Raw genomic sequence first — 21,889 nt, forward strand, 5'->3', positions numbered from 1 at the left:
GCGTGATGACACGCGGAGTCAATCACCTCGTCGCGTTCACGGCCGTCGCGACGTCAACCATGCTGTGGATGGGATCCCTCGCAGCATCGGCGGGCGAGTACGGTCCGGACACCTGTCGTCAAGGGTGGGTCTGGCGAGAGGCCGTACCCGGCGACCACGTCTGCGTCACCCCACAAACCCGGCAGCAGAGCTGGGACGACAACGCCCAGGCGGCCGCACGGCGAGAACCCGGCGGTGGCCCGTTCGGTCCGGACACCTGTCGTCAGGGGTGGGTTTGGCGAGAGGCCGTGCCCGGCGACCACGTCTGCGTCACCCCGCAGACCCGGTGGCAGGCGCTCGATGACAACGGGCGGGCTGCGGCTCGGGTGGCACCGAACATCCCGCCGCCCTGCCAGTCATCGGGCGCATTGCCGTCCGACACCCACACCTCGAAGCAGGCCGTGCGCTGTTCCGCCAACGGCTACTGGCGGGTCACGATCACCGCGTTCGTCCACGACTACTGGATCTTCGGCTCCGACGCGGGCTCGTCGATCAAAGTTGAGCACTTCGAGGACGACCGCTGGGTGGAGCGGCCCGCGCGAGTGATCACCGCGCACAACGACTACAGCCCTCGCCGGGCGGGGGAAGCTGGCAACACTGACTGCCCCACGTTCGGTTCCATGACCGGCCGCTGCTGGACACCTCCGCCACCCCGCGACTGTCGCGTGGAGAATGCCAGCAGCATCGATTGCCGTGACTACGCCAACGGCACGCCAATTTCCGGCGTGAACTTGAACGCCCGCTCGGTCCGCAGCAGCGGCATGGTGACATTCGGCAACGGCGAGCTCGCATCGCTGCCGACCGTCATCGACTCGTTCTGACGAATTCTGAAAGGAGGAATGAAATGGACTGGTTTGGCGTGTTCGTGCTCGCCGCCTTCTTTTTCGCTGCGATTGTCGGCGCCGCGATTTCCTGACCCGTGCCGCGCGGGAATGTATTGAGGGGAGGTATTGCCATGTTCCTGGTTGCGCTCGCGATCGGTCTGGCCGTGCTCTTGTGGACGTGATCTGACCTGCCGGTGCTTCCGGCGGCCCGAACAGGCCGCCGGAAGCACCGGCCACTAATCATGGGGAAGGCTTGAAGATGGCAGAAACCTGGCGGTGGTGGATTGTCGCGATATGCTGGGCAGTGGTGACACTGACCTGGATCATCGGTGCCGTGCATACCACTCGGCACGCATCACGGCCACGAGTGCGGCCACGATCCGGTCTGGTGCCCCTGCTCCTGGTTGTGATCCCGCTTGCGTGGGGTGTCAACGAACTGTCCCCCTCCATCCAGTGGCCACCACTCACTGGCCACCAGTGGCTTGCCACCACAGCGGCGGCCACCCTACCGGTCTGCACAACGTTCACCGTCTGGGCGCGGATCGCGCTGGGCGCCATGTGGACCCCCTTGCCGTCGGTGCGCAGCGACCACGTACTGCGGACCGACGGGCCGTACGCCATCACCCGACACCCGATCTACACAGGGGTGCTCGGCATGCTCCTGTGCACCGCGCTGATCATCCAGCACGGCTGGGCGCTCGCCGCGTTCGGGTTGGCGGCGGTGACGCTGAGAGCCAAGATCCACAGGGAGGAACGGCTCTTGTGCGAGGTGTTCGGCCAGGCATACGAATCCTACCGGGCCCGCGTACCGCGACTGCTGCCGCTGGGCGGGTTAATGGGGCTTCGACCGGTTCCTTGAACCAGACGTGTGTGCCGCAGACTCCGGACGAGCCAGCGCGCTCAACCCGACACCGGCACGTTTCCGATGTTCTGTTCCGTACCGGGTTTGATGGAGACCATCAAGCCTGGATGATGAGGATCGATGGCCCCACCGAAGAACTACCCGGACGAGCTGCGTGAGCGGGCACTCCGGATGGCCACGGACTACCGCATACACACTCCGCTGTCAACGAACCACCGATACTACCTGACCACCGTTCCCCGGCCTGTGACTACTACCCGACCCCGTGGCCGGGTAGTAGTCACAGGCCCGCTGTGGTGGGGCGGGTGGTACTTGCAGGCGTGCCCAGGGAGAGCAGGGTGAAGCCGGCTTCGGTGACCTTGTCGCGCGGCAGCAGGTTGCGGGTGTCGACGATGACCGGCCGCGCCATCCGCGAGGCCAGGTCGGGCCAGTCCAGTTCGGCGAACTCGGGCCACTCGGTCAGCACCAGCAGCGCGGAAGCGCCCGTCGCGGCCTCCTCGACCGAGGAGACCACCGGCACCGGACCGTGGTCCACGCACGGGTCGTAACCGGCCAGCCGCGCGCCCTGCTCGGCCAGCAGCTCGGCCACCGCCAGGGCGGGGGAGTCGCGCAGGTCGTTGGTGCCCGCCTTGAACGCCAGCCCCAGCAGGCCGATCCGCCTGCCCTCGACCGGTCCGAGCAGCTCCCGCACCTTCTCCACGACCCGCTGCGGCTGGTGCTCGTTGGTGTCGATGGTGGCGCGCAGCAGGGAGAAGTCGACGTCCACCGACTCGGCGGTGGACAGCAGCGCCTTGGTGTCCTTGGGGAAGCAGGACCCGCCCCAGCCGGGACCGGGGGTCAGGAAGGAGGCGCCGATCCGGTCGTCCAGGCTCATCCCCTCGGTCACGTCGCCGATGTCGGCGCCGATCTGCTCGCACAGCTCGGCCAGCGCGTTGACGTAGGACAGCTTCATGGCCAGGAAGCAGTTGCTGGCGTACTTGACCAGCTCGGCGCTGGTCGGGGTGGTCACCATGACCGGCGCGCCGGTGCCGGAGTACAGGTCCAGCACCCGCAGCGCCGCGCTCTCCACGCTCGCGCCGACGACGACCCGCTGGGGCTGGAGGAAGTCCTGCACCGCGTGGCCCTCCCGCAGGAACTCCGGGTTGGACACCACCTGGTGGCCCTCCATCTCGGCGGCCGCACGGTCGGTGGTCCCGGCGGGCACCGTCGACTTGATGACCAGCACGGCGTCCGGGGCCATCAGCTCGCGCGCTTCCCGCAGCACGGCGCGCACGGCGCTCAGGTCCGCCGAACCGTCCTCCCCGGTGGGCGTCGGCACGCACACGAAGACGAAGTCCACATCGGACAGTGCTTCGCGGTTGCCGACGACGAAGCGCAACCGCCCTTCCCGCAAGCCCTCCGCGACCAGGCGGGCCAGTCCGGGCTCGTGCAGGTCGACTTCCGCCCGGCACAGCCGGGCCACCCGCCGCCGGTCCACGTCCGCGCACACCACGCGGTGCCCGAGGTGGGCGAAGCACGCCGCGGTGGTCAGCCCGACATAGCCCGCGCCGATGACGCCGATCCGTCGCACGGTCCACCTCCCAGAGCCTCGTAGGACGCGGCCAGCACCTCGGCCGCGGAGATGCGCAGCAGGCCGGGGTCGGGCCGGTCGGCGAACGTGTCGCCGGTCGTGCCGTGCCACAGCGCCCGGTGCGGCCCGGACCGGGGCCCCCACAGCGCGGGGGAGACCGGGCCGAACAGCACCACCGACGGCGTGCCGTAGGCGGTGGCCACGTGCGCCACCCCGGTGTCGCCGCAGACCACCAGCCGGGCGGTGGCGACCAGGTCGAGCAGCGAGGCCAGCGGGCCGATCGCGGTCGGTTTCCCGTCGGCGACGGCGCGCACCAGGTCGGCCTCGGCGGCGCTGCCGGTGACCACCACGTCGGGGCCGAGCGCGCGGGCCACCTCGGCGAACCGCCGCGCGGGCCAGTGCCGCGCGGCGTGGCTCGCGCCGGGGTGCACCACGATGGCGCTGGTCCGGTCACCGGGCGGCGGCAACCGCAGGTCGTCCGGGTCGGCGGCGATGCCGTGCGCTTCGAGCAAACCGCACCACCGCACGACCTCGTGCACGTCGTCGGGCCACGGCACGCGCGGCCCGAACGCGATCAGCTCGCGCGGGCGCGTGGCCCGCAGCAGTTCGGTGCTCTGCGGCCCGCGACCGTGCAGGTTCACCGCGAGGTCGGGCTCGTCGCACCGGACCGGCACCAGCCCCTCGGTGGGCAGGTGCCGGTCCACCGCGTCGATCCGGCGCACCGCGTCGGCCAGCCAGGCGGGCGCGGCCAGGGTGATCTCCGCGTCCGGGAACGCCCGGCGCAGCGCCCGCAGCGCGGGCACCCCGGTCAGCAGGTCACCCAGCCCGAGCGCGCGCAGCGCCAGCACCCTCACGGCCGCACCGCCCGGTGCCGCCACTCGCCGCGCAACCGGTGGAAGCAGGCGGCGGGCGGGATGGCCGCGCTGGTCACCAGCATCCGCCAGACCTCGTCGGAGGTGCGCGGACCCGGCGCGATCCGCTGCGCGGCGAACCACCCGGTCAGCCCGGCCCACGCCGCGCCCGCCACCACGGCCGCACCACGGCGGCCCGCCAGTCCACACAGGACAGACGCGGCTCCCGCCGCCGTGGTGGCGACGTGCCACCGCAGCCTGCCGGGGTGCCCGCCGATGCGCTGCCGCCAGCCCGGTCCCAGCAGCCGCCGCATCAGCGCGTCGTCGGCGTTGCCGCGCTGCTGGCGCAGGCTGGCGAAGAAGTCCGCTTCCCGCACCGGGTGCGTGGTCTCCCGCTCGCCGACGACGATCCGGTACCCGGCGTCCCGCACGCGCAGCGCCAGCTCGGCGTCCTCGCGGTAGGCCCTGGGGAAGCGCTCGTCGAACCCGCCGACGTGGCACAGCGCCGCCCGCCGGTAGGCCATGTCCGCGGTGATCCACTTGGCGTCGGCCAGCCCGGCGGTGCCGCGCTCCCAGTCGGTGGGCCTGCGGTCCTCGGGCAGCGGCACCGTGATCCGGCCCTGGCTGGCGCCCACGTCCAAGTCGAGGTCCGCCACGTCCTTGGCGAAGCGGGCCTTCCAGTCCGGTGGCGGCACCACGTCGTCGTCCAGGAACGCCACCCACTCGCAGCACGACGCGCGCCAGCCCGCGTTGCGCGCCGCCGCCGGACCGCGCCCGCCGCTGCGCAGCACGCGCGCGTCGTGCGTCGCGGGCAGCGGAGCCGCGTCCGGGTCGGGCCGGTCGTCGACCACGATGATCTCGCGCGGCGGCGGGCCGGAGCCCTCGTGCAGCGCGTCCAGCACCACCGTCAGGCTCGCGCGCCCCATCGTGGGGATGACGACCGCGTAGTCCACGCTCATCGCCGCACCACGAAGCGACCGATCGCCAGCAGGTCCACCGGCGCGGAGCCGAAGCACTCCAGCGCGTCGCGCGGGTCGTCCACCATCGGCCGCCCGGCGGTGTTGAGGCTGGTGTTCACCACCACCGGCACGCCGGTCAGCGACTCGAACTCCCGGAGCACCCGCGACATCAGCGGCTCGTCCGGTCCGACGGTCTGCACCCGCGCGGTGCCGTCCACGTGCACCACGGCCGGAATCCGGTCCTTCCACTCCGGACGGACGTCGTGCACGAACAGCATGTAGGGACTGGGGATCGGGCCTCGGGTGAACAGCTCCGCCGCGCGCTCGGTCAGCACCATCGGCGCCACCGGCCGGAACTGCTCGCGCCCCTTGACGTTGTTCAGCCGCTCCAGGTTGTCCGCGTAGCACGGGTTGGCCAGCAGCGAGCGCCGCCCCAGCGCGCGCGGCCCGTACTCGCTGCGGCCCTGGAACCACGCCACGACCTGGTTGTCGGCCAACGCCCGCGCGACTTCGACGGCCACGTCCTCCGGCGTCTCGTAGCGGATCTTGGCCTTGCGCAGGAAGTCCTCGATCTCGTCGTCGGTCCACGACCGGCCCAGGTCCGCGCCGGGCATGGGCGCGGCGGGCTCACCGGCTTCGGCGGCCACGTGCAGCGCCGCGCCCAGCGCGGTGCCGGCGTCACCGGCGGCGGGCTGCACCCACACCTGCTCGAACGGCCCCTCGGCGAAGATCCGGGTGTTGGCCACGCAGTTCAGCGCCACGCCGCCCGCCATGGTCAGCCGCTTCTGGCCGGTGCGCTCGTGCAGCCAGCGCACCAGGTCCAGCAGCACCTCCTCCACCCGCACCTGCACGCTGGCCGCCAGCTCCGCGTGCTCGTGGGTGATCTCGTCGCCCTTGGACAGCCGCTTGGCCAGCGTGCTCCAGTCGATCGGCTCGACGACGAAACCGCCGTCGCCGGTGGCGTAGACGTGCTCCCGCATCAGGTCCAGGTGCTTGGGCTTGGCGTAGGAGGCCAGCGCCATCACCTTGTACTCGTCGCTGGAGCGCAGGAAACCCAGGTGCTCGGTCAGCTCCTCGTACATCAGGCCCAGCGAGTGCGGCAGCTTCTGCGCCGCGTGCGTGGTCAGCCGGTGGTCCCGGTAGCTGCCCGCCAGGTGGGAGCCGCACTCGCCCCGACCGTCGGAGACCAGCACCGCGCAATCGCCGCCGTAGGGGGCGGCCAGGCCGGTGGAACCGGCGTGCGCCACGTGGTGCGGCACGAACCGCACGATGTCGGGGTCCAGTCCCGGCAGGGCGGTGGCCAGGAAGTAGGGCGCGCGCTGGGCGTAGGTGGTGCGCAGGTCCTCCCACGGCTCGTCCATCGGCTCGACCAGGCCGGGGTCGTAGGAGTACGCCACCGCGTCGAGGTCGCCCGGTTCCAGGCCCGCGTGCGCCAGGCACCAGCGGGCGGCCTGCTCGGGCAGCTCCCAGGCCGAGAACGGCACCGGTCGCTTGCCGTGCTTGCGCCGGGAGAAGCGCTCCTCCTCCGCGGCGGCCACCACCTCGCCGTCCACCACCAGGGCGGCGGCGGGGTCGTGGAAGATCGCGTTGATGCCGAGCACGCGCATGTGCGGCCCCTTTCGTCCGTGGTGAGCGCCTACCCGACGAGGCGGCGGTCCAGCGAGCGGCGCAGCCCTTCGGCCAGCGGCACCTCGGGTTCCCACCCCAGCAGCTCACGGGCGCGGGAGATGTCGGGCCTGCGGCGCTTCGGGTCGTCCTCCATGGCCTCGACGTGCCGGATCGCGGAGGAGCTGCCGGTGACCTCGATGACCTTGCGGGCCACCTCCAGCACGGTGACCTCCTCGGGGTTGCCGAGGTTCACCGGACCGGGGTGCTCGCTGTGCGCCATCGCCAGCAGGCCCCGGACCAGGTCGTCCACGTAGCACAGGGAACGGGTCTGGCTCCCGTCGCCGTGCACGGTCAGCGGTTCCCCCGCCAGGGCCTGGCGCAGGAAGGTGGGCACGAGCCTGCCGTCGTCGGTCCGCATCCGCGGTCCGTAGGTGTTGAAGATCCGCACCAGCGCCGCGTCCACGCCGTGCTCGCGGCGGAAGGCCATGGTCATCGCCTCACCGAAGCGCTTGGCCTCGTCGTAGACGCTGCGCGGGCCGATCGGGTTGACGTTGCCCCAGTACGACTCGGTCTGCGGGTGCTCGAGCGGGTCGCCGTAGACCTCGCTGGTGGAGGCCACCACCACCCGCGCGCCCTTGCGGCGGGCCAGCTCCAGGGCGTGGTAGGTGCCGAAACCACCCGAGCGGAGGGTCTCCACCGGCATCCGCAGGTAGTCCACGGGGGAGGCCGGACACGCCAGGTGCAGCACCAGGTCGACCTCGCCCAGCACGTCCAGCGGCACCGCGACATCGGCTCTGACCAGGCCGAAGCGGGAATCCTCGCGCAGCACGCGCAGGTTGTCGGGCGATCCGGTCCGGAAGTCGTCCACGCACACCACGCGCGTGCCGCGCCGCAGCAGCGCTTCGCAGACGTGCGAGCCGAGGAAGCCCGCGCCGCCGGTCACGACCGCTCGTTGGAAGCCCATACCAGTACAGCTACCCCCGGATTCGGGGTGTAACCGCAGCGGTTCTACCGGAGTCGAACCCTCATGGCGCTTGCCCGTCGTGCACGACCAGCACCCGCCGCGGGTCGTCCACCCGGTAGCCGACGCCGCGCACGGTGCTGATGAGCGACGCCGCGTCACCCAGCTTCTGGCGGATGCGGCGCACGTGCACGTCCACCGTTCGGGTGTCCACGAAGCTGGTGGTGCCCCAGACCACGTTCATCAGCGCGGAGCGCCGGTGGACCTGGCGGGGGTAGCGGCACAGGTGCAGCAGCAGGTCGAACTCCAGGCGGGTCAGCTCCACCGACCGCCCTCGGTGCAACACCTGCCGGGAGTCGGCCAGCACCCGCACGGCGGGCTCATCGGCGGTGTCGACCAGCACTTCCGCGCCCGGCAGGTCCAGCGCGGACTTCAGCGCGTCGGCCAGCCTGCTCGCGGCATCGGAGGCTCGGGCCGACCGCGCCGTGAGGCGGATGACGACCGTCACGTCGACGCTCGTCACATCGGGGAACGCACTCGTCACGGCCACGTGCCGATCGCACCAGCGGCGCGCGGCGGGGTCAACGCCGTCCAGCAGGTGGAAGGCGTTGACAGCATCATGGAGCGGCACGACGAGGAGGATCAGCATGATCGACGTCACCCTGAACAACGGGGTCACCATGCCGCGACTGGGCTTCGGCGTGTTCCAGGTGCCCGCCGGGGACACCGAGCGCGCGGTCGCCGAAGCGCTGCGGGTCGGCTACCGCAGCGTCGACACGGCCGCGGCCTACCGCAACGAGGCCGCCGTGGGCAGGGCGCTGGTGGCGTCGGGGCTGCCGAGGCAGGAGTTGTTCGTCACCACCAAGCTGTGGAACGCCGACCAGGGCTACGACCAGGCGTTGCGGGCGTTCGACGCGAGCATGGCCGAGCTGGGTCTGGAGCGGCTGGACCTGTACCTGATCCACTGGCCGACCCCGGACCGCGGCTTCTACGTCGACACCTGGCGGGCGTTGGGCGAGCTGCACGCCGACGGTCGGGTGCGTGCGATCGGGGTGTCCAACTTCCAGCCCGCCCACCTGCGGCGGGTGATCGACGAGACGGGCGTGGTCCCGGCGGTCAACCAGGTCGAGCTGCACCCCCGGCTCCAGCAGGCCGAGCTGCGCCGGTTCCACGACGAGCACGGCATCGTCACCGAGGCGTGGAGCCCGCTGGCGCAGGGCGGCGAGCCGCTGCGCGACCCGGTGATCACCTCGATCGCCGACAAGCACGGCCGCACGCCCGCCCAGGTGGTGCTGCGCTGGCACCTGCAGCTGGGCAACGTGGTGATCCCCAAGTCGGCCACGCCGAGCCGGATCGCGGAGAACTTCGCGGTGTTCGACTTCGAGCTCGACACGGACGACATGGACCGGATCGCGACCATGGACACCGGTACGCGCCTCGGGCCCGACCCGGACACCTTCAACGCCGCCTGACGGGCCGCTGCGGGGGCGGCCAGACCTCCACCGGCCGGGACCCCCACCGGCCCACCCGCGCGCCGGTACTGGCCGCCCTCGCGGTCGAGCAGGCCCTCGTCGACCGGGTAGCGGCGCGAGATCACGTGGTCGACCTCGCCGCCCTCGCACCACTGGCGCAGCACCAGCAGCGGGCCCTCGCCCACCACCAGTCCGACCGAGCGCGGTTCGCGCGCGACCTCCCGCCTGGGCAACCCCGCCGCATCGGCGGCCTCTGCCTCCGTGCGCGCACCCAGGACCAGCGCAAACACCACCCGCGGCCGTTCCGGCCCGGCGAGCAGCCCGCAGAGCGCACCCGGTGCCGCGAGGCCGGCCAACCCGAAAGCCGGGTGTGGTGCACGTCGCTCTCCGGCGGACGGTGGTACCCGTGCGCACTGATCGCCTCGTCCCACTGGCGTCCGTGGAGCCCGATTTCGGGATGCCCGTCGAGAACGCCCGCAAGTTCCAGCAGGTGGCCGCCCAGCAGGACGTCGTGATCGACGTGCGGGCGACCAACCCGCACTCGGTGGCGTGGCTGCGCCGGGGAGCGCTGCCCAAGCCGCAGCCGGTGAAGGCCAAGACCATCACCGACCTGGACGTGCGGCTGGGCGCGCGGCGCGGGCAGCGCGGCCTGGTGGGCTACTTCCGGCCCGTGCTGCCCGGTGGCCGCTGCGGCGAGCACCTGCTGCGCCGCTTCACCGAGCGCCGCGCGGAGTACGACTCGTTGCGCGACAAGATGGACGCGCTGGAGCGCGGCGGCCAGTTCGTGGTCCGCGACGGCGTGGTGCACGGCTACGACCGAGCCGGGGCGCTGCGGCCGCTGACCGGCGACCACGACGTGTTCGACATCCACTCCTCCGCCGGGGTGCCGCTGCCCGAGCGGCGCTATCACCGGGTCGTGGACGCGATGATCGGCATGGACATGGGCGTCACGCACGGCGCGCACATGTACTGGCAGCCCGAGAACATGGCCGACCTGGCCGTGTTCGAGGCGATCGCCCGCGACACGGGGCCCAAGCTGCGCTTCCACCCGGACGGCGTGATGACGGCGGGGGACTACCGCCGGGCGAACGCGGGCACCACCGCGATCACCGCGCCCGCCAGCGCGGTGCGCCCGTGGGACAGCGCCTCCAGGTCCGGCAGTTGGAGCAGCGCGGTCGAGGTGTCCATGTCCTCCAGGAACAGGTGGCCGTAGAGCAGCAGCAGTCCCACGCCGTACAGCCGCGCGTGCCCGTGCCGCCAGGACAGCGCGATCCCGGCGGCCCCCGTGCACAGGTGCAGCACCTGGTTGGCGGGGCTGAGCGGCAGCACGCGCACCACGGCGAAGAAGACCTGGAGCAGACCGACCGCGAGCGCCAGCGCCTGTGCCCGGCTGTAGCGCCGGGTCCGAGGGGCGCCCCGGCTCGCCGGTGTGCCTTTCCGCATGGGTGCGGGGTAACCCGGCAGCACTAGATCACCCCTCGATCGGGCTACCTCTCGCGAGTCGAACGCCCGCGTCCCGCGAATTCAGCGCTCGCGCAGCAGCGGTTCGATCTTCGCCCGCGCCTCCGCCGCCGCCTCCTCCGGCTCGCGATCACCCTTGAGCACCTGCTGCACCATGGTCCACACCGCTTCGGAGACCTGCGGGTACTTCGTGCCGTAGCCGTTGCGCGGCCTGGCTTCCGGCATCTGCGCGGCGAACGCGGCGACGTTGGGGTCCCACTGCCAGGCCAGGTCCTGCACCGTGTCGCCGCGATTGGGCAGCGCGCCCAACCCCGCGCCGAACTCGGTGATGTTGTCCCGGTTCTCCGCCAACGACTTGAGCAGCTCCCACGCGGCGTCGGCGTGCCTGCTGCCCTTGCCGATGACCCAGGTCTCCCCACCCAGGGGCGAGGCGGACCCGCCCGCGCCGGAGGGCAGCGCGGTGACCGACCAGTTCATCCCGGCCTGGTTGAGCACCTGCACCACGCGCGGGCCGTTGACCATCATGGCGCACCGGCCTGCCGCGAACTCGCGCGCGACCTGGGCGTTGTCCCAGCCCAGCGCCGCGGCGGGCACGCTGCGGTCGACGTTGACCAACTCGTCGACGAACGCCAGCGCCTCCACGCCCGCCTCGTCGTCCACGGTGTCCAGGTCACCGCCCGCCTGCCACAGAAAGGCCAGGAAGGTGCTGGTCAGGTCCTCCTCGGGCAGTCCGGCGAAGCACAGGCCCGCACGACCGTCCCTGGTCAGCGCCTTGGCGGTGGCCCGCAGGTCGTCCCACGTGCGGGGCGGTGCCGCCCCGGCGAGCACCTCGCGGTCGTAGACCAGGGCCAGGGTCTCGCTGCGCAGCGGGACGCCGTAGAACCGGCCACCGTGCCGCGCGCTCTCGCGCACCGGTTCCAGCAGCGCCTCACCGACCGCCCAGCCCTGGAACCGGTCGGTGAGGTCGGCGACGGCGTTCTGCGCCACCAGCCGGGGCAGGTCGGGGGAGTCGACGGCGACCACGTCGGGGAACGCGCCCGAGGCCGCCGCCTGGTCCAGCTTGGCGCGGAACTCGGCGGGCGGGATGGCGGTGCGCTTGACCTCGACGTCGGGGTGCGCGCCCTGGTAGCGCGCGATCAGCGCGGTGACCGCCTGGTCGGCCGCGCCGGAGTCGTAGTGGTCCCACCAGGTCAGCGTGGTCTTGGCGGGCGCGTCGGGGGTGGCGCCGCAGGCGGAGGCGGCGAGCAACGCCGCCGTGGTGAGCAGTGCTCGCAGTCGCAAGATCGCCCCGCAGATCGACGGTGGACGGACGCCCGCCGTCCTACTCCGCCGCGCGCGGCGGTGTCAAGATCGCGGATCGTCGCGGCCCGCCCATGGGTGTTGGCGCAGTGACGTGCTTCACAGGAATTGATCCGCCGGAGCGGTTGGAACCGCCGCGGCGGGGTATCCGACTGTGCGACGAGAGCTTGGACGGCCCTCCCCCCTGGCCGTCTGACGAGACCCGGTCGGGGTGCTACTCCCCCCTCGGCACCCCGACCGGGCGCTCTCGCGTCCTGGTGGCCCGTTTGCGCCGCCGAGTCGGCCGCCCACCGCCGAAGCGCGCCGAAACGTCCTATGTGGGCGGTGCGCTCCGCCGTTCGGACTCCTGCGACGCCGACGGTGCGATGCCCGCGTTCACCCAGCCGCAGCAGCTGTGAAACGGGCACTACTATGGCGACCGTGAGTTCCCGAGGGCGGCGTCGGATCGACGAGATCGGCGAGGAGAGCCGTCGTCGCATCCTCGACGCGGCCGAGGAGCTGCTCGCCAAGAGCGGGTTCGACCGCACTTCCTTCGTCGACATCTCCGAGCTCTCCGGCATCAGCCGGGGCTCCATCCCGTGGCACTTCAAGAACAAGGCTGGCCTCGTGATGGCCGTCGTCGAACGCGCGGTCGACCGCGTGATGCGGCCCGAGCGGTACCGGGTCGTGCCCCCGCTCGCCGAGGTGTTCGACGACTACGCCGCATGGGTGCGCAGCGACAACTCGGCGCTGCTGTTCATGATCCTGACCGAAGCGATGAACAGCACGGGCGCGGTCCACGCCCAGTACCAGCAGTTCCTCGCCCAGCGCCGCGAGGGCCTGGAGACGGTGCTGCGCCTGAAGCGCCCGAAGGGGGTCGATCCCGAAGCCGCGGCCAAGCGGGAGCGCGCTTTCGCGGTGGCGCTCAACGGGGCGCTCATCGGCATCCACCTCCAGGCGCTCATCGATCCCGACAGCTTCGACCTCGACCAGGCCCTGCAGTCGCTGGCAGCCCTGGTCGACGAGCACCTCGCCGACATCTGGGAAATCCCGTCCGCCCCCACCCGCGGCGGCGCGGGTGGGGGCGGACGGGATTCCGGGGGGAGCGCCGGCTGATCCGGTTCCCGGTCAGCGGGCCCCGCTGGCGGCCGGGGCGGGCACGGAGTCGAGCAACTCCTTCATCCGCTTCTCCAGGTAGGGCCGCACCTCCTGACCGGTGTGGATCCACGTCGACCGGGCCCGCATGCCCGCGATGACCATCTCGCCGACGGAGTCGATGTCGGCGCCCGACTTGAGGAACGCCTCGACGTCGGCGACGAGGTTCTCCGGCAGACCCACGGAAGCGTTCTCGTTCGCCGACCGGGTGTTGCGGACGATGTCGGTGTCGACGGGGCCGGGGCACAGCACGCTGACGTCGATGCCGTGCCTGGCCGTCGCCTGCCGCAGCGACTCGGAGAGCCCGACCACGGCGAACTTGGTGGTCGCGTACAGCACGTTCCCGTCGGCCACCAGGCCCGCCCCGGACGCGGTGTTCACCACGTAGCCCCCTTGCCCGCGCTCGATCATGCGGGGCAGGAAGGTCTGGACGCCGTTGACCACGCCCTTGAGGTTGACGTCGATGGCCAGGTCCCACTTCTCGTACCGCAGCTCCGCCGCGGGCGAGTACGGCGCGATGCCCGCGTTGTTGAACAGCAGGTTGACGTGCCCCAGCTTCGCCTCGGCCTCGTCGGCGACCGCGGCGAACCCCGCGCGGTCCCGCACGTCCAGCCGGAAGGTCTCCACCGCGGTCACCTGTGACAGCTCGTCCTTGGCGCGAGCCAGCGCCGCCTCGTCGATGTCGACCACCGCGAGACCGACACCGCGCTTGGCCAGTGCGCGCGCGATGCCCAGACCGATGCCCTGTCCGCCGCCGGTGACGAAGGCGACGGACCCCTCCCACTCCTGCACGGGAATGCCTTTCCTCGATGGAACCCAACACGGGCCGATGCGGCGAACGTACGGGCCGACCAACTCTGTGTCAATCAGCATAGAAGTGTGTACGCTGGGCGCTCCACCTGTGTTGCGCTGTTATCGCTATGCTGGCTAACACAGCGGGTCACCGTCGGAACCGGCTCTCGGGGGCGCTCGCTGCCCGTGCGCGCCGAACCAGGCCACGTCAAGGGCTTTCGCCAGGCAATGCCGTGAAAGGGCATCGATGACCGAACAAGACCGGGCCATGACCGCAGGTCGACGCCCCCTCGCACCTCCCGCGCCGGACAGCGGTGGTGCCCCGCGTCAAGCAGCGGTCCCGCTCGACGCCGGGCCCCCGCCGAAGATGACGTTCAAGCAGGTCATGGCCGCGGGCGGACCGATGACGCTCGGCGTGATCTTCGGCCTCCAGGTGCTCGACAGCGTGGACGGCTCGGTGTTCAGCGTCTTCGCGCCCGAGATCCGCAACTCGCTGGGCGTCAGCTCCTCGGCCATCGCCACCATCGCGGCGCTCGCCGGTGTCATGGTCGCTTTCGGCGCGGTGCCGCTCGGCGTGCTCGCGGACCGCCGCCGCCGCACCACCATCGCGGGCGTCTCCACCCTCGTGTGGGCCGCGTCGACGGCCTTCTTCAGCCTGTCCCAGAACCTCTGGCAGCTGACCGTCGTCCGCATCCTCGCGGGCATCGGCAAGGCCAACGAGGGCCCCATCCAGACCGCGCTGCTGACCGACACCTACCCGGCGACCGGACGCGGGCGTGTGCTCGGCATCCACCGCAGCGGTCAGCCGGTGGGCATCGTCGCCGGGCCCCTCGTGGCCACGGTCTTCGCGGCGCTCATCCCCGAGGAGCACGAGCCGTGGCGGTGGGCGTTCGGCTTCCTCGCCCTGCCCGCCCTGCTGCTGGGCCTGGCCGCGCTGCGACTGCCCGAACCGCCCCGTGGTGGCTTCGAGCGGCGGGCGGCGCACGGGGGCGGGCCGCTCCGGGAGCCGACGACCAAGCCCCTGCCGCTGCTGGCCACCTTCGGGCAGCTGAAGAAGATCCGCACCTTCTACTTGGCGATGCTCTCGCTCGGCGCGTTCGGCCTGTCCGCGATCACGGTGCCGAACTACCTGAGCTTCATCCTCGAAGACCACCTCCACCAGGGCGTCACGGCGCGCGGCGTGATCATCACCGTCAGCGCCCTGGGCGGGCTGGTGGGCGCGGGGCTCGGTGGCGCCTACGGCGACCGCTTGTTCAGCCGCAGCCCCAAGGCATCGCTGTACGTGGCCTGCGCGGCGCTGGCCACGCTCGGCATCGGCCTGGCCGTCCAGGTCTACTCGCCCAACGTCGCCACGTTCATCGTCGTCGGGATGATCACCCAGGGCATGGTCTTCGCGGGCATAGTCACGTTGAGCCTCGTCGTCGCCGCGGTGATCCCCGCGGCGTTCCGCAGCACGGCCTTCGCGGTGGTCAGCCTGTACCTGGCGGTCGTCGGCGGGCTCGGCGGGGCGGTGCTCGTCGGCATCGCCGAGGGGATCTGGGGCGTCCAGGCCGCCATCGCGGTGATCGCGCCGACCACCTCGGTCGTCGCGGGCCTGCTCCTGCTGCGCAGCAGGCGCCACCTGCTCGGCGACATGGCGCGGGCTGCCGCAGGGGTGATCAGGTAGCGCCCCGCCCCGACGGGGGCGGGGCGCTACCTCGCTAGCCGCCCGCCAACCGCCGCCGCGGCATCCGGTGCGCGGGCTGGCGGATCTTCGGCGGCGTCGGCGGCTCGGGCACCTCCAGGGTCAGCTCGACGCCCGGCTCCACCACGATCTCCTTGCCGTGGTGGGAAGTGCGCAGCGGGCCGCCGGAGATGATCCGGTAGGTGGCAGAGCCGTCCTCCACGGAGACCGCGAACCGGGTGCCCCGGTAGCACATCCGGAACGCGAACCGCGTCAGGTGCGGTGGCAGCCTCGGCGCGAACGACAGCTCGCCGCCGTGGTCGCGCATCCCGCCGAAGCCCGCCACCAGCGCCGACCACGCGCCCGCCAGCGACGCCATGTGCAGTCCGTTGTGGACGTTGCGGTGCAGGTCGTGCAGGTCGGTGAAAGCCGCCTCGGCCAGGTAGTCGTAAGCCAGCTGCAACGCCCCCACCTCGGCGGCCAGCACCGCCTGCGTGGCCGCCGACAGCGACGAGTCGCGCACCGTCCTGGCCTCGTAGTAGGCGAAGTTGCGGGCCTTCTGCTCCGGGGTGAACGCGTCACCGCGCAGGTGCATGGCCAGCACCAGGTCGGCCTGCTTGATCACCTGCTTGCGGTACAGGTCGAAGTACGGGTGCGACAGCAGCAACGGGTAGGCGTCGGGGTCGGTGCCCTCGAAGTCCCACTCCGCGTGCGAGGTGAACCCCTCGGACTGCTGGTGCACCCCCAGCACCTCGTCGAACGGCAGCAGCATCGCGTCGGCGGCCCGCTCCCAGGACTGGATCTCCTCCTCGGACACGCCGAGCTTGCAGGCCACCGACGGGTGGCGGCGGCACACCCGCGCGGCGGACCGGAAGTTCTGCTGCGCGATCAGGTTGGTGTAAGTGTTGTTGTCCACCACGGCGGTGTACTCGTCCGGCCCGGTGACCCCGTCGATGCGGAACACGTCGCCCTTGTCGTGGTGGCCCAGCGACGCCCACAGCCGGGCGGTCTCCACCAGGATCTCGCCGCCCCAGTGCTGCTCGAACTCCTCGTCGCCGGTGGCGTCGATGTACTGCGCCACCGCGTACGCGACGTCGCCCGAGACGTGGAACGCCGCGGTGCCCGCAGGCCAGTACGCCGAGCACTCCGCGCCGCTGATCGACCGCCACGGGAACGCCGCGCCGCGCTGGCCGAGCACCTCGGCGCGCTCCCTGGCCTTGTCCAGCGTGGAGTGCCGCCAGCGCAGCGCGTCGCGGGTGGCGTCGGGCACGGTGTAGGTCAGCACCGGCAGCACGAAGGTCTCGGTGTCCCAGAACGCGTGGCCGTCGTAGCCGGGACCGGTCAGCCCCTTGCCGGGGATGGCGCGGGTCTCGCCGCGGGCCGCCGCCTGCAGGATGTGGAACAGCGCGAACCGCACCGCCTGCTGGAGCTGGGGATCGCCGTCGACCTCGATGTCGGCGACCTCCCAGTAGTCGTCCAGGAACCGCCGCTGCTCGGCCAGCAGGCCCGCCCAGCCGGTCTGCAGCGCGCCCTCCAGCGCGGCCTCCACCTGCGCGCGCAACGCGGGCACCGACCGCTGCCCGGACCAGCCGTAGCCCAGGTACTTGACCACCGTCAACCGCTGCCCGGCGGGCACGTCCGCGGCCACGGTGAACCGGGCCAGGTCCTCCTCGGCGTGGATCGAGGTGCGCACGCCGTCCTTGGCCAGGTGCACCTCGTGGTCCATGCCCGCGGCCATCCGCAGACCGGACCGGCGCGCGTGGTGAGCCAGCACCGCGCGGGCCCCTTCCGCGTGCGCGAAGTCGGCCACCAGCGGCGAGTCCAGCGCCGCGGCCACCCTGGGGTCACCGGACTCGCTGTCCACCGGTTCGTTGGCCAGCAGGTCCGACTGCACCACCAGCTGCACGTCCTGCTGCGGCTCGACCTCGTAGCGGATCGCCGCGACCGCCCGCTGGGTCAGCGACACCAGTCGCTCCGAGCGCACGATCACGCGCTTGCCGGTGGGCGACTCCCAGTCGGTGTACCTGCGCAGCGTGCCGGAGCGGAAGTCCAGCTCCCGGTGGTGGGCCAGCGCACGGCCGTAGCGCATGTCCAGCGGCTCGTCCTCCACCAGCAGCCGGAACACCTTGCCGTCGGTGACGTTGACGACCGTCTGGCCCTCCTCGGGGTAGCCGTAGCCGCCCTCGCCGTAGGGCAGCTCGTGCTCCTCGTAGAAGCCGTTGAGGTAGGTGCCGGGCAGACCGCGCGGCTCGCCCTCGTCCAGCGTGCCGCGCATCCCGATGTGCCCGTTGGCCAGCGCGAAGGTCGACTCCGTCCGGCGCAGGTCCACCACCGAGAGCCCCCGCCAGCGCAGCACCCACGGCTCGACGTCGTACCCCGTTCCCGTCACAGCAGCTCCGCCAAGTCCTCGACCACCACGTCCGCACCGTTCGCCTTGAGCGCGTCGGCCTGACCAGCCCGGTCCACGCCCACCACGTACCCGAAACCACCCGCGCGCCCGGCCGCGACACCGGCCAGCGCGTCCTCGAACACCGCCGCCCGCGCCGGGGCCACGCCCAGCGCCCGCGCCCCCGCCAGGAACGAGTCCGGCGCGGGCTTGCCCCGCAGACCGTCCCGCACGATCACCAGCCCGTCGACGCGAGCCTGCACGTACCTGCTCAAGTCGGCCGCGTCGAGCACCTTCTCGGCGTTGGCAGACGAGGTCACCACGGCGATGGCCAGCCCCTCCCGCTGCGCGGCCTGCACGTAGCGCACCGAACCGGGGTAGGGGGAGATGCCCTCGGTGCGGATGATCTCGTCCAGCAGCGCGTTCTTGCGGTTGCCGACACCGTGCACGGTGTCCAGGTCGGGCGGGTCGTCGGGGGAGCCCTCGGACAGCGTGATGCCCCTGGAGGCGAGGAAGGTGCGCACCCCGTCGTAGCGCGGCCGTCCATCCACGTGCTGCACGTAATCGGCTTCGGTGAACCCCGTTTCCCCGCGTGGCAGCAGGAAGTCGTCGAACGTGCGCCGCCACGCCTGGCGGTGCAGCACGGCGGTGCTGGTGAGCACGCCGTCCAAGTCGAACAAGCAGGCGGATACCCCGTTGGGCAGACCCAGCGTCATGGTGCATGTCTACCCAATCCGGACCAGGGGTACCCAGCTTCTCCGATCGCGGTGCGCGAAGGGACGTGGCATGGACCGGAAACCGAGGGTGCTCGTGGTCGGGACGGGGTTCGCGGGCTACCACGCCCTGCGCGAGCTGGAGAAGGCGCTGCCACCGGACGCCGCCGAGCTGGTGGCGGTCAACCCCACCGACTACATGCTGTACGTGCCGCTGCTGCCGGAGGTCGCGGGTGGGTCGCTGGACCCGCGCCGGGTGGCCGTGCCGCTGCGCCCCAAGCTGCCCCGCACCCGGCTGGTCCTGGGCAACGCCACCGCGGTCGACCCCGAGGCGCGCACCTGCGCGGTGGTGGACGTGGAGGGCCGCGAGCGGACCGTCGAGTGGGACCGGCTGGTGCTGACCGCGGGCAGCGTCACCCGGCTGATGTCCGTCCCCGGCGTGGCCGAGCACGCGTTCGGGTTCAAGTCCATCGCGGAGAGCGTGTTCCTGCGCGACCACGTCGTGCGCCAGATCGAGCTGGCCGAGCAGGCCGACGACCCGGCCGAGCGCGCCTGCCGCGCCACGTTCGTGGTGGTCGGCGCGGGCTACACGGGCACCGAGCTGGTGGCCCAGGGACAGCGGCTGACCAGGGAGGCGCTGCGCCACCGCGACGGCCTGACCGAGGCCGACGTGCGGTGGGTGCTGGTGGACCTGGCCCCGCGCGTGCTGCCCGGCCTGGACGAGCGGCTGTCCGCCCCGGCGCGGCGGGTGCTGGAGCGGCGCGGCGTGGAGGTGCGGCTGGAGACCAGCGTGGAGGAGGTCACCGAGCGGTGCGTGAAGCTGACCGACGGCTCGGAGGTCCCCAGCCGCACCGTGGTGTGGTGCGTGGGAGTGCGGCCCGACCCGCTGGTAGAGGCGTCCGGCCTGCCGGACCAGAAGGGCCGTGTCGTCGTCGACGACACGCTCGCCGTGCGGGGCCGCGCGGGCGTGTACGCGGCCGGTGACGTGGCGGCGGTCCCGGACGTGCACAACGGTGGCAAGCCGACCCCGATGACCGCGCAGCACGCCCAGCGGCAGGGCAAGCTCGCGGGCCGCAACGTCGCCGCGTCGCTCGGGCACGGGCGGGTGGGCCGCTACCGGCATCGCGACCTGGGGTTCGTGGTGGACCTGGCGGGCGCGCAGGCGGTCGCCGACCCGCTGCGCGTGCCGCTGACCGGCTTCCCGGCCAAGGTGGTGGCCCGCGGCTACCACCTGCTGGCGATGCCGGGCAACCGGCTGCGGGTGGCCGTGGACTGGTTGACCGACCTGCTGGCACGCCGCCAGGTCGTGCAGTTCGGCCTGATCCCGGAAGCGGGCGTGCGCCTGGGCGACGCCGACAAGGTGCCCGCGACCCGCGTCTGAGCGGCCGGGGGTTCGCGAGCACCACCGGGTGGTGGCGCTCGCGAACCCGCCACGGGCGTCAGGCGGGCTTGAGGGGGTCGTGCCCGATCGACATGAGCCGGTGCCGCCACGGTGCCTGTCCGGCGGTCGGCTCCAGGTCCTCGCGCCGCTCGGCGCGCACCCGGTCGACGACCTTCCGCATCACCAGGACGTCCTGCTCGGTCAGGTCGGTGCGCCGCTTGCGCAGCACCCGCAGCACCTCTTGGCCGGTCGGCGTGCCCGCCTGGTCGGGCAGTTGCTCGGCGTCCTCATCGGCCGACCGGGTGCGCAGCCACTCCTCCAGTTCGAGCGAGGTCATGTTCACGACTCGGTGGAACTCGTCCCACAAGGTGTCCGTCATGTGGCCACGGGTACCCGCGGCCCCGCCGACATCACCCCTTCCGCGAGTCGAACCCGCAGGGCTCGCCGGGTGGGCAGCCGGAGCGCGCGAACCCGCCATCAGGGTGACAACAGCGTTTTCGCGACATCGCTGTGACCAGCGCGTTTAAGGGATGGTTTATATAAGCAGAACTTGGCATCCCGAAATTGTCGGTGGTCAGTGGCACTATCTCGAACGGGTGTTCGGTACGTGTTCGGAAGGAGCCAAGCGATGCGCGTGCGACTAGATCCGCGGCAGTGGCCCGGCCGTGTCATCCCCGAAACCGACCACGAGATCGACACGGCCGTGGAGGCGTTCTGCCTCCGGGCGGGCTGGGCCGACGCCCACCGCGGTGCGCTGCGCGAGGTGGCGGCGCCGTGGTTCGCCGAGGGGTGGAGCGTCGACGCCCTGCTCATGGCCGTGGACCGCAGGCCCGACGGAGCCAGGCAGGGGGCTCCCAGGCATCGCGACCAGGTTGCGCACGACTTCCTCCGCGCGCGGCTGCGGTCGTGGTGGGAGGGGGGCGCGCGGCGAGCGCGCCCCCCTGTGGAGGGCATGACTTTAGGGCGGTGGTGGCGGATCAACCGCCGCAACGCCCGGCTCAACCAGCCCCGCCCCGCCGTCCCGCTGGGCGAGGAGGGCAACCGGGCCCGCGAGGCGTCCAAGGAGCGGGTGCGGGCGCGGCTGCGCGACCCGGTGCAGCGCTCACGCGAACGGGGCAGGCGCTACCAGGAGGTGCTCGACAGCCTGCTCGTGCCGGGGCTGCGGGTGCCGACCTTCGACGATTCCCGCAGGCTGCTGGCGGAGATCCCGATCAACGAGCACCCGGTGTGCAGCCGGTGCGGGTGCCGGGTGGAGGCGGTGCGCAGGGCGGCATGATTCACCTGCTCCGGTGAAATGTATCTTTCCACCCTGCGGGCCCAGCCCGGAGCGGTGGAAGCGGGGTCGTCGGCCCCGGTGGCAACGGCCGGTGCCAAGCTGCTGACCGACGTGCTCGCCGCCGGTAAGCGGAGCCAACGAGTAGGGGTGTTCTGGTTGTTCGCCCAAGTGTTCGTCTTGTGCGCCGCCGCGTTCGGCGTCGGTGCGTTGCTGACCTGGCTCCGCCTGCGGAGCACCATTCGCGGGCTGCGCGCCGAGTTGGAGCGCCGGAGCGCTCCGGCCGGTTCGGAGGTCGAGCCTGCCACGAAGATCGACCCCGCGCCCGTCGAGGATGCGGAACCCCGAACCGATGTCCCCGTCGCGGCGCCGGCGATCGCCGCGGTGGCGGAACCCGTGCCCGCGCCTGCGGTGGACCCTGAACCCGTGGTTGGCGGGGATGCCAAGACCACTGTTGCCGAGCCTGCTCCCGAGCCTGTGGCGGCGTCCGCTGAGTCGGAGCCCGCTGAGTCGGAGCCCGCTGCCGTGGCGACCCCTGTGGTGGAGTCCGCTCCCGCTCCTGCCGCTGTCGCCGAGCCTGCTGTCGCCGAGTCCGTGGTGGCGGAATCCGCTCCCGAGCCCGCCGCAGAGCCTGTTGCCGA

20 protein-coding genes and 2 pseudogenes are annotated in these 21,889 nt (G+C 72.1%); 9 read left to right on the top strand and 13 right to left on the bottom strand.

Going from position 1 to position 21,889, the window contains the following annotated elements:
- Positions 1–2 precede the first annotated feature (2 nt).
- Positions 3–860, top strand: a complete 858-nt coding sequence (locus IEZ00_RS25745; RefSeq protein WP_189225905.1) for a hypothetical protein — start codon at positions 3–5, stop codon at positions 858–860.
- A gap of 391 nt (positions 861–1,251) precedes the next feature.
- A complete protein-coding gene (locus tag IEZ00_RS25750; RefSeq protein WP_189225906.1) occupies positions 1,252–1,722 on the top strand; it encodes a methyltransferase family protein in 471 nt (156 codons plus the stop codon).
- A gap of 283 nt (positions 1,723–2,005) precedes the next feature.
- On the opposite strand, the gene IEZ00_RS25755 is transcribed toward IEZ00_RS25750, so the two are convergent.
- The 6 genes from IEZ00_RS25755 to IEZ00_RS25780 form a co-directional block, all read right to left on the bottom strand.
- Positions 2,006–3,295, bottom strand: coding sequence for a UDP-glucose dehydrogenase family protein (locus IEZ00_RS25755; protein WP_189225907.1), 1,290 nt, complete (start codon positions 3,293–3,295; stop codon positions 2,006–2,008).
- Entirely contained in the window at positions 3,253–4,143 is an 891-nt protein-coding gene (locus IEZ00_RS25760) for a glycosyltransferase family 9 protein (protein WP_189225943.1), read from the bottom strand. Before IEZ00_RS25760 ends, IEZ00_RS25755 begins: the two co-directional genes overlap by 43 nt.
- A 2-nt stretch (positions 4,144–4,145) precedes the next feature.
- The gene (locus IEZ00_RS25765; RefSeq protein WP_189225908.1) at positions 4,146–5,105 is read right to left on the bottom strand and encodes a glycosyltransferase family 2 protein; all 960 of its coding nucleotides are present in this window, start codon (positions 5,103–5,105) and stop codon (positions 4,146–4,148) included.
- Positions 5,102–6,712, bottom strand: a complete 1,611-nt coding sequence (locus IEZ00_RS25770) for a carbamoyltransferase family protein (RefSeq protein ID WP_189225909.1) — start codon at positions 6,710–6,712, stop codon at positions 5,102–5,104. Before IEZ00_RS25770 ends, IEZ00_RS25765 begins: the two co-directional genes overlap by 4 nt.
- A gap of 29 nt (positions 6,713–6,741) precedes the next feature.
- Positions 6,742–7,677, bottom strand: coding sequence for a UDP-glucuronic acid decarboxylase family protein (locus IEZ00_RS25775; protein ID WP_189225910.1), 936 nt, complete (start codon positions 7,675–7,677; stop codon positions 6,742–6,744).
- 61 nt (positions 7,678–7,738) lie between these two features.
- Entirely contained in the window at positions 7,739–8,323 is a 585-nt protein-coding gene (locus tag IEZ00_RS25780) for a winged helix-turn-helix domain-containing protein (protein WP_189225911.1), read from the bottom strand.
- Between IEZ00_RS25780 and IEZ00_RS25785 the strand changes: the two genes are divergently transcribed.
- Positions 8,322–9,146, top strand: a complete 825-nt coding sequence (locus IEZ00_RS25785) for an aldo/keto reductase (protein WP_189225912.1) — start codon at positions 8,322–8,324, stop codon at positions 9,144–9,146. The two genes, IEZ00_RS25780 and IEZ00_RS25785, sit on opposite strands and share 2 nt — an antisense overlap.
- Positions 9,147–9,217: 71 nt before the next feature.
- On the opposite strand, the pseudogene IEZ00_RS38155 reads toward IEZ00_RS25785, so the two are convergent.
- Positions 9,218–9,577: pseudogene (locus IEZ00_RS38155) on the bottom strand (hypothetical protein); the annotation flags it as partial.
- Positions 9,578–9,585: 8 nt separating this feature from the next.
- Here IEZ00_RS38155 and IEZ00_RS25795 point away from each other — a divergent pair.
- Positions 9,586–10,359: a hypothetical protein gene (locus IEZ00_RS25795; RefSeq protein WP_229796081.1), complete on the top strand. Its 774-nt coding sequence runs from the start codon at positions 9,586–9,588 to the stop codon at positions 10,357–10,359.
- Here the strand turns inward: IEZ00_RS25795 and IEZ00_RS38385 are convergent.
- Positions 10,302–10,589: pseudogene (locus tag IEZ00_RS38385) on the bottom strand (hypothetical protein); the annotation flags it as partial. The gene IEZ00_RS25795 and the pseudogene IEZ00_RS38385 sit on opposite strands and share 58 nt — an antisense overlap.
- Before the next feature lie 81 nt (positions 10,590–10,670).
- The gene (locus IEZ00_RS25800; RefSeq protein WP_189225913.1) at positions 10,671–11,888 is read right to left on the bottom strand and encodes an ABC transporter substrate-binding protein; all 1,218 of its coding nucleotides are present in this window, start codon (positions 11,886–11,888) and stop codon (positions 10,671–10,673) included.
- A gap of 438 nt (positions 11,889–12,326) precedes the next feature.
- Here IEZ00_RS25800 and IEZ00_RS25805 point away from each other — a divergent pair, with 438 nt between their 5' ends.
- Positions 12,327–13,001 (top strand): TetR/AcrR family transcriptional regulator, encoded by a 675-nt coding sequence (locus tag IEZ00_RS25805; RefSeq protein ID WP_189225914.1) that lies wholly within the window; start codon positions 12,327–12,329, stop codon positions 12,999–13,001.
- Positions 13,002–13,013: 12 nt separating this feature from the next.
- Here IEZ00_RS25805 and IEZ00_RS25810 read toward each other — a convergent pair whose 3' ends face one another.
- Positions 13,014–13,832: an SDR family oxidoreductase gene (locus tag IEZ00_RS25810; RefSeq protein ID WP_189225915.1), complete on the bottom strand. Its 819-nt coding sequence runs from the start codon at positions 13,830–13,832 to the stop codon at positions 13,014–13,016.
- Between the two features lie 367 nt (positions 13,833–14,199).
- On the opposite strand from IEZ00_RS25810, the gene IEZ00_RS25815 reads away from it, so the two are divergent.
- The gene (locus IEZ00_RS25815) at positions 14,200–15,498 is read left to right on the top strand and encodes an MFS transporter (protein ID WP_189225916.1); all 1,299 of its coding nucleotides are present in this window, start codon (positions 14,200–14,202) and stop codon (positions 15,496–15,498) included.
- A gap of 34 nt (positions 15,499–15,532) precedes the next feature.
- On the opposite strand, the gene IEZ00_RS25820 is transcribed toward IEZ00_RS25815, so the two are convergent.
- Together IEZ00_RS25820 and IEZ00_RS25825 are read right to left on the bottom strand one after the other, a co-directional pair.
- Positions 15,533–17,884, bottom strand: a complete 2,352-nt coding sequence (locus tag IEZ00_RS25820) for a glycoside hydrolase family 65 protein (RefSeq protein WP_189225917.1) — start codon at positions 17,882–17,884, stop codon at positions 15,533–15,535.
- Positions 17,881–18,597: a beta-phosphoglucomutase family hydrolase gene (locus IEZ00_RS25825; protein WP_189225918.1), complete on the bottom strand. Its 717-nt coding sequence runs from the start codon at positions 18,595–18,597 to the stop codon at positions 17,881–17,883. The genes IEZ00_RS25820 and IEZ00_RS25825 overlap by 4 nt, the downstream gene beginning before the upstream one ends.
- 70 nt (positions 18,598–18,667) lie before the next feature.
- On the opposite strand from IEZ00_RS25825, the gene IEZ00_RS25830 reads away from it, so the two are divergent.
- Positions 18,668–19,975 carry an NAD(P)/FAD-dependent oxidoreductase gene (locus IEZ00_RS25830; RefSeq protein WP_189225919.1) on the top strand — a complete coding sequence of 436 codons (1,308 nt, stop codon included), beginning with the start codon at positions 18,668–18,670 and terminating at the stop codon, positions 19,973–19,975.
- Positions 19,976–20,033: 58 nt separating this feature from the next.
- On the opposite strand, the gene IEZ00_RS25835 is transcribed toward IEZ00_RS25830, so the two are convergent.
- Positions 20,034–20,354, bottom strand: coding sequence for a DUF3140 domain-containing protein (locus IEZ00_RS25835; RefSeq protein ID WP_189225920.1), 321 nt, complete (start codon positions 20,352–20,354; stop codon positions 20,034–20,036).
- 249 nt (positions 20,355–20,603) lie between these two features.
- Between IEZ00_RS25835 and IEZ00_RS25840 the strand changes: the two genes are divergently transcribed.
- Together IEZ00_RS25840 and IEZ00_RS25845 are read left to right on the top strand one after the other, a co-directional pair.
- Positions 20,604–21,251, top strand: a complete 648-nt coding sequence (locus IEZ00_RS25840) for a hypothetical protein (RefSeq protein WP_189225921.1) — start codon at positions 20,604–20,606, stop codon at positions 21,249–21,251.
- A gap of 18 nt (positions 21,252–21,269) precedes the next feature.
- On the top strand, positions 21,270–21,889 hold a 620-nt coding region (locus IEZ00_RS25845; RefSeq protein ID WP_506347072.1), incomplete at its 3' end, for a LapA family protein.

Source organism: Saccharothrix coeruleofusca, assembly GCF_014648515.1.
GTDB lineage: Bacteria > Actinomycetota > Actinomycetes > Mycobacteriales > Pseudonocardiaceae > Actinosynnema > Actinosynnema coeruleofuscum.

What these genes read in the sequence shown, in the direction of transcription:
- IEZ00_RS25765 (WP_189225908.1), bottom strand. Translation starts at nt 5,105, where the DNA reads ATGAGCGTGGACTACGCGGTCGTCATCCCCACGATGGGGCGCGCGAGC.
- IEZ00_RS25770 (WP_189225909.1), bottom strand. Translation starts at nt 6,712, where the DNA reads ATGCGCGTGCTCGGCATCAACGCGATCTTCCACGACCCCGCCGCCGCC.
- IEZ00_RS25775 (WP_189225910.1), bottom strand. Translation starts at nt 7,677, where the DNA reads ATGGGCTTCCAACGAGCGGTCGTGACCGGCGGCGCGGGCTTCCTCGGC.
- IEZ00_RS25785 (WP_189225912.1), top strand. Translation starts at nt 8,322, where the DNA reads ATGATCGACGTCACCCTGAACAACGGGGTCACCATGCCGCGACTGGGC.
- IEZ00_RS25780 (WP_189225911.1), bottom strand. Translation starts at nt 8,323, where the DNA reads ATGCTGATCCTCCTCGTCGTGCCGCTCCATGATGCTGTCAACGCCTTC.
- IEZ00_RS25815 (WP_189225916.1), top strand. Translation starts at nt 14,200, where the DNA reads ATGACGTTCAAGCAGGTCATGGCCGCGGGCGGACCGATGACGCTCGGC.
- IEZ00_RS25825 (WP_189225918.1), bottom strand. Translation starts at nt 18,597, where the DNA reads ATGACGCTGGGTCTGCCCAACGGGGTATCCGCCTGCTTGTTCGACTTG.
- IEZ00_RS25830 (WP_189225919.1), top strand. Translation starts at nt 18,668, where the DNA reads ATGGACCGGAAACCGAGGGTGCTCGTGGTCGGGACGGGGTTCGCGGGC.
- IEZ00_RS25835 (WP_189225920.1), bottom strand. Translation starts at nt 20,354, where the DNA reads ATGACGGACACCTTGTGGGACGAGTTCCACCGAGTCGTGAACATGACC.
- IEZ00_RS25840 (WP_189225921.1), top strand. Translation starts at nt 20,604, where the DNA reads ATGCGCGTGCGACTAGATCCGCGGCAGTGGCCCGGCCGTGTCATCCCC.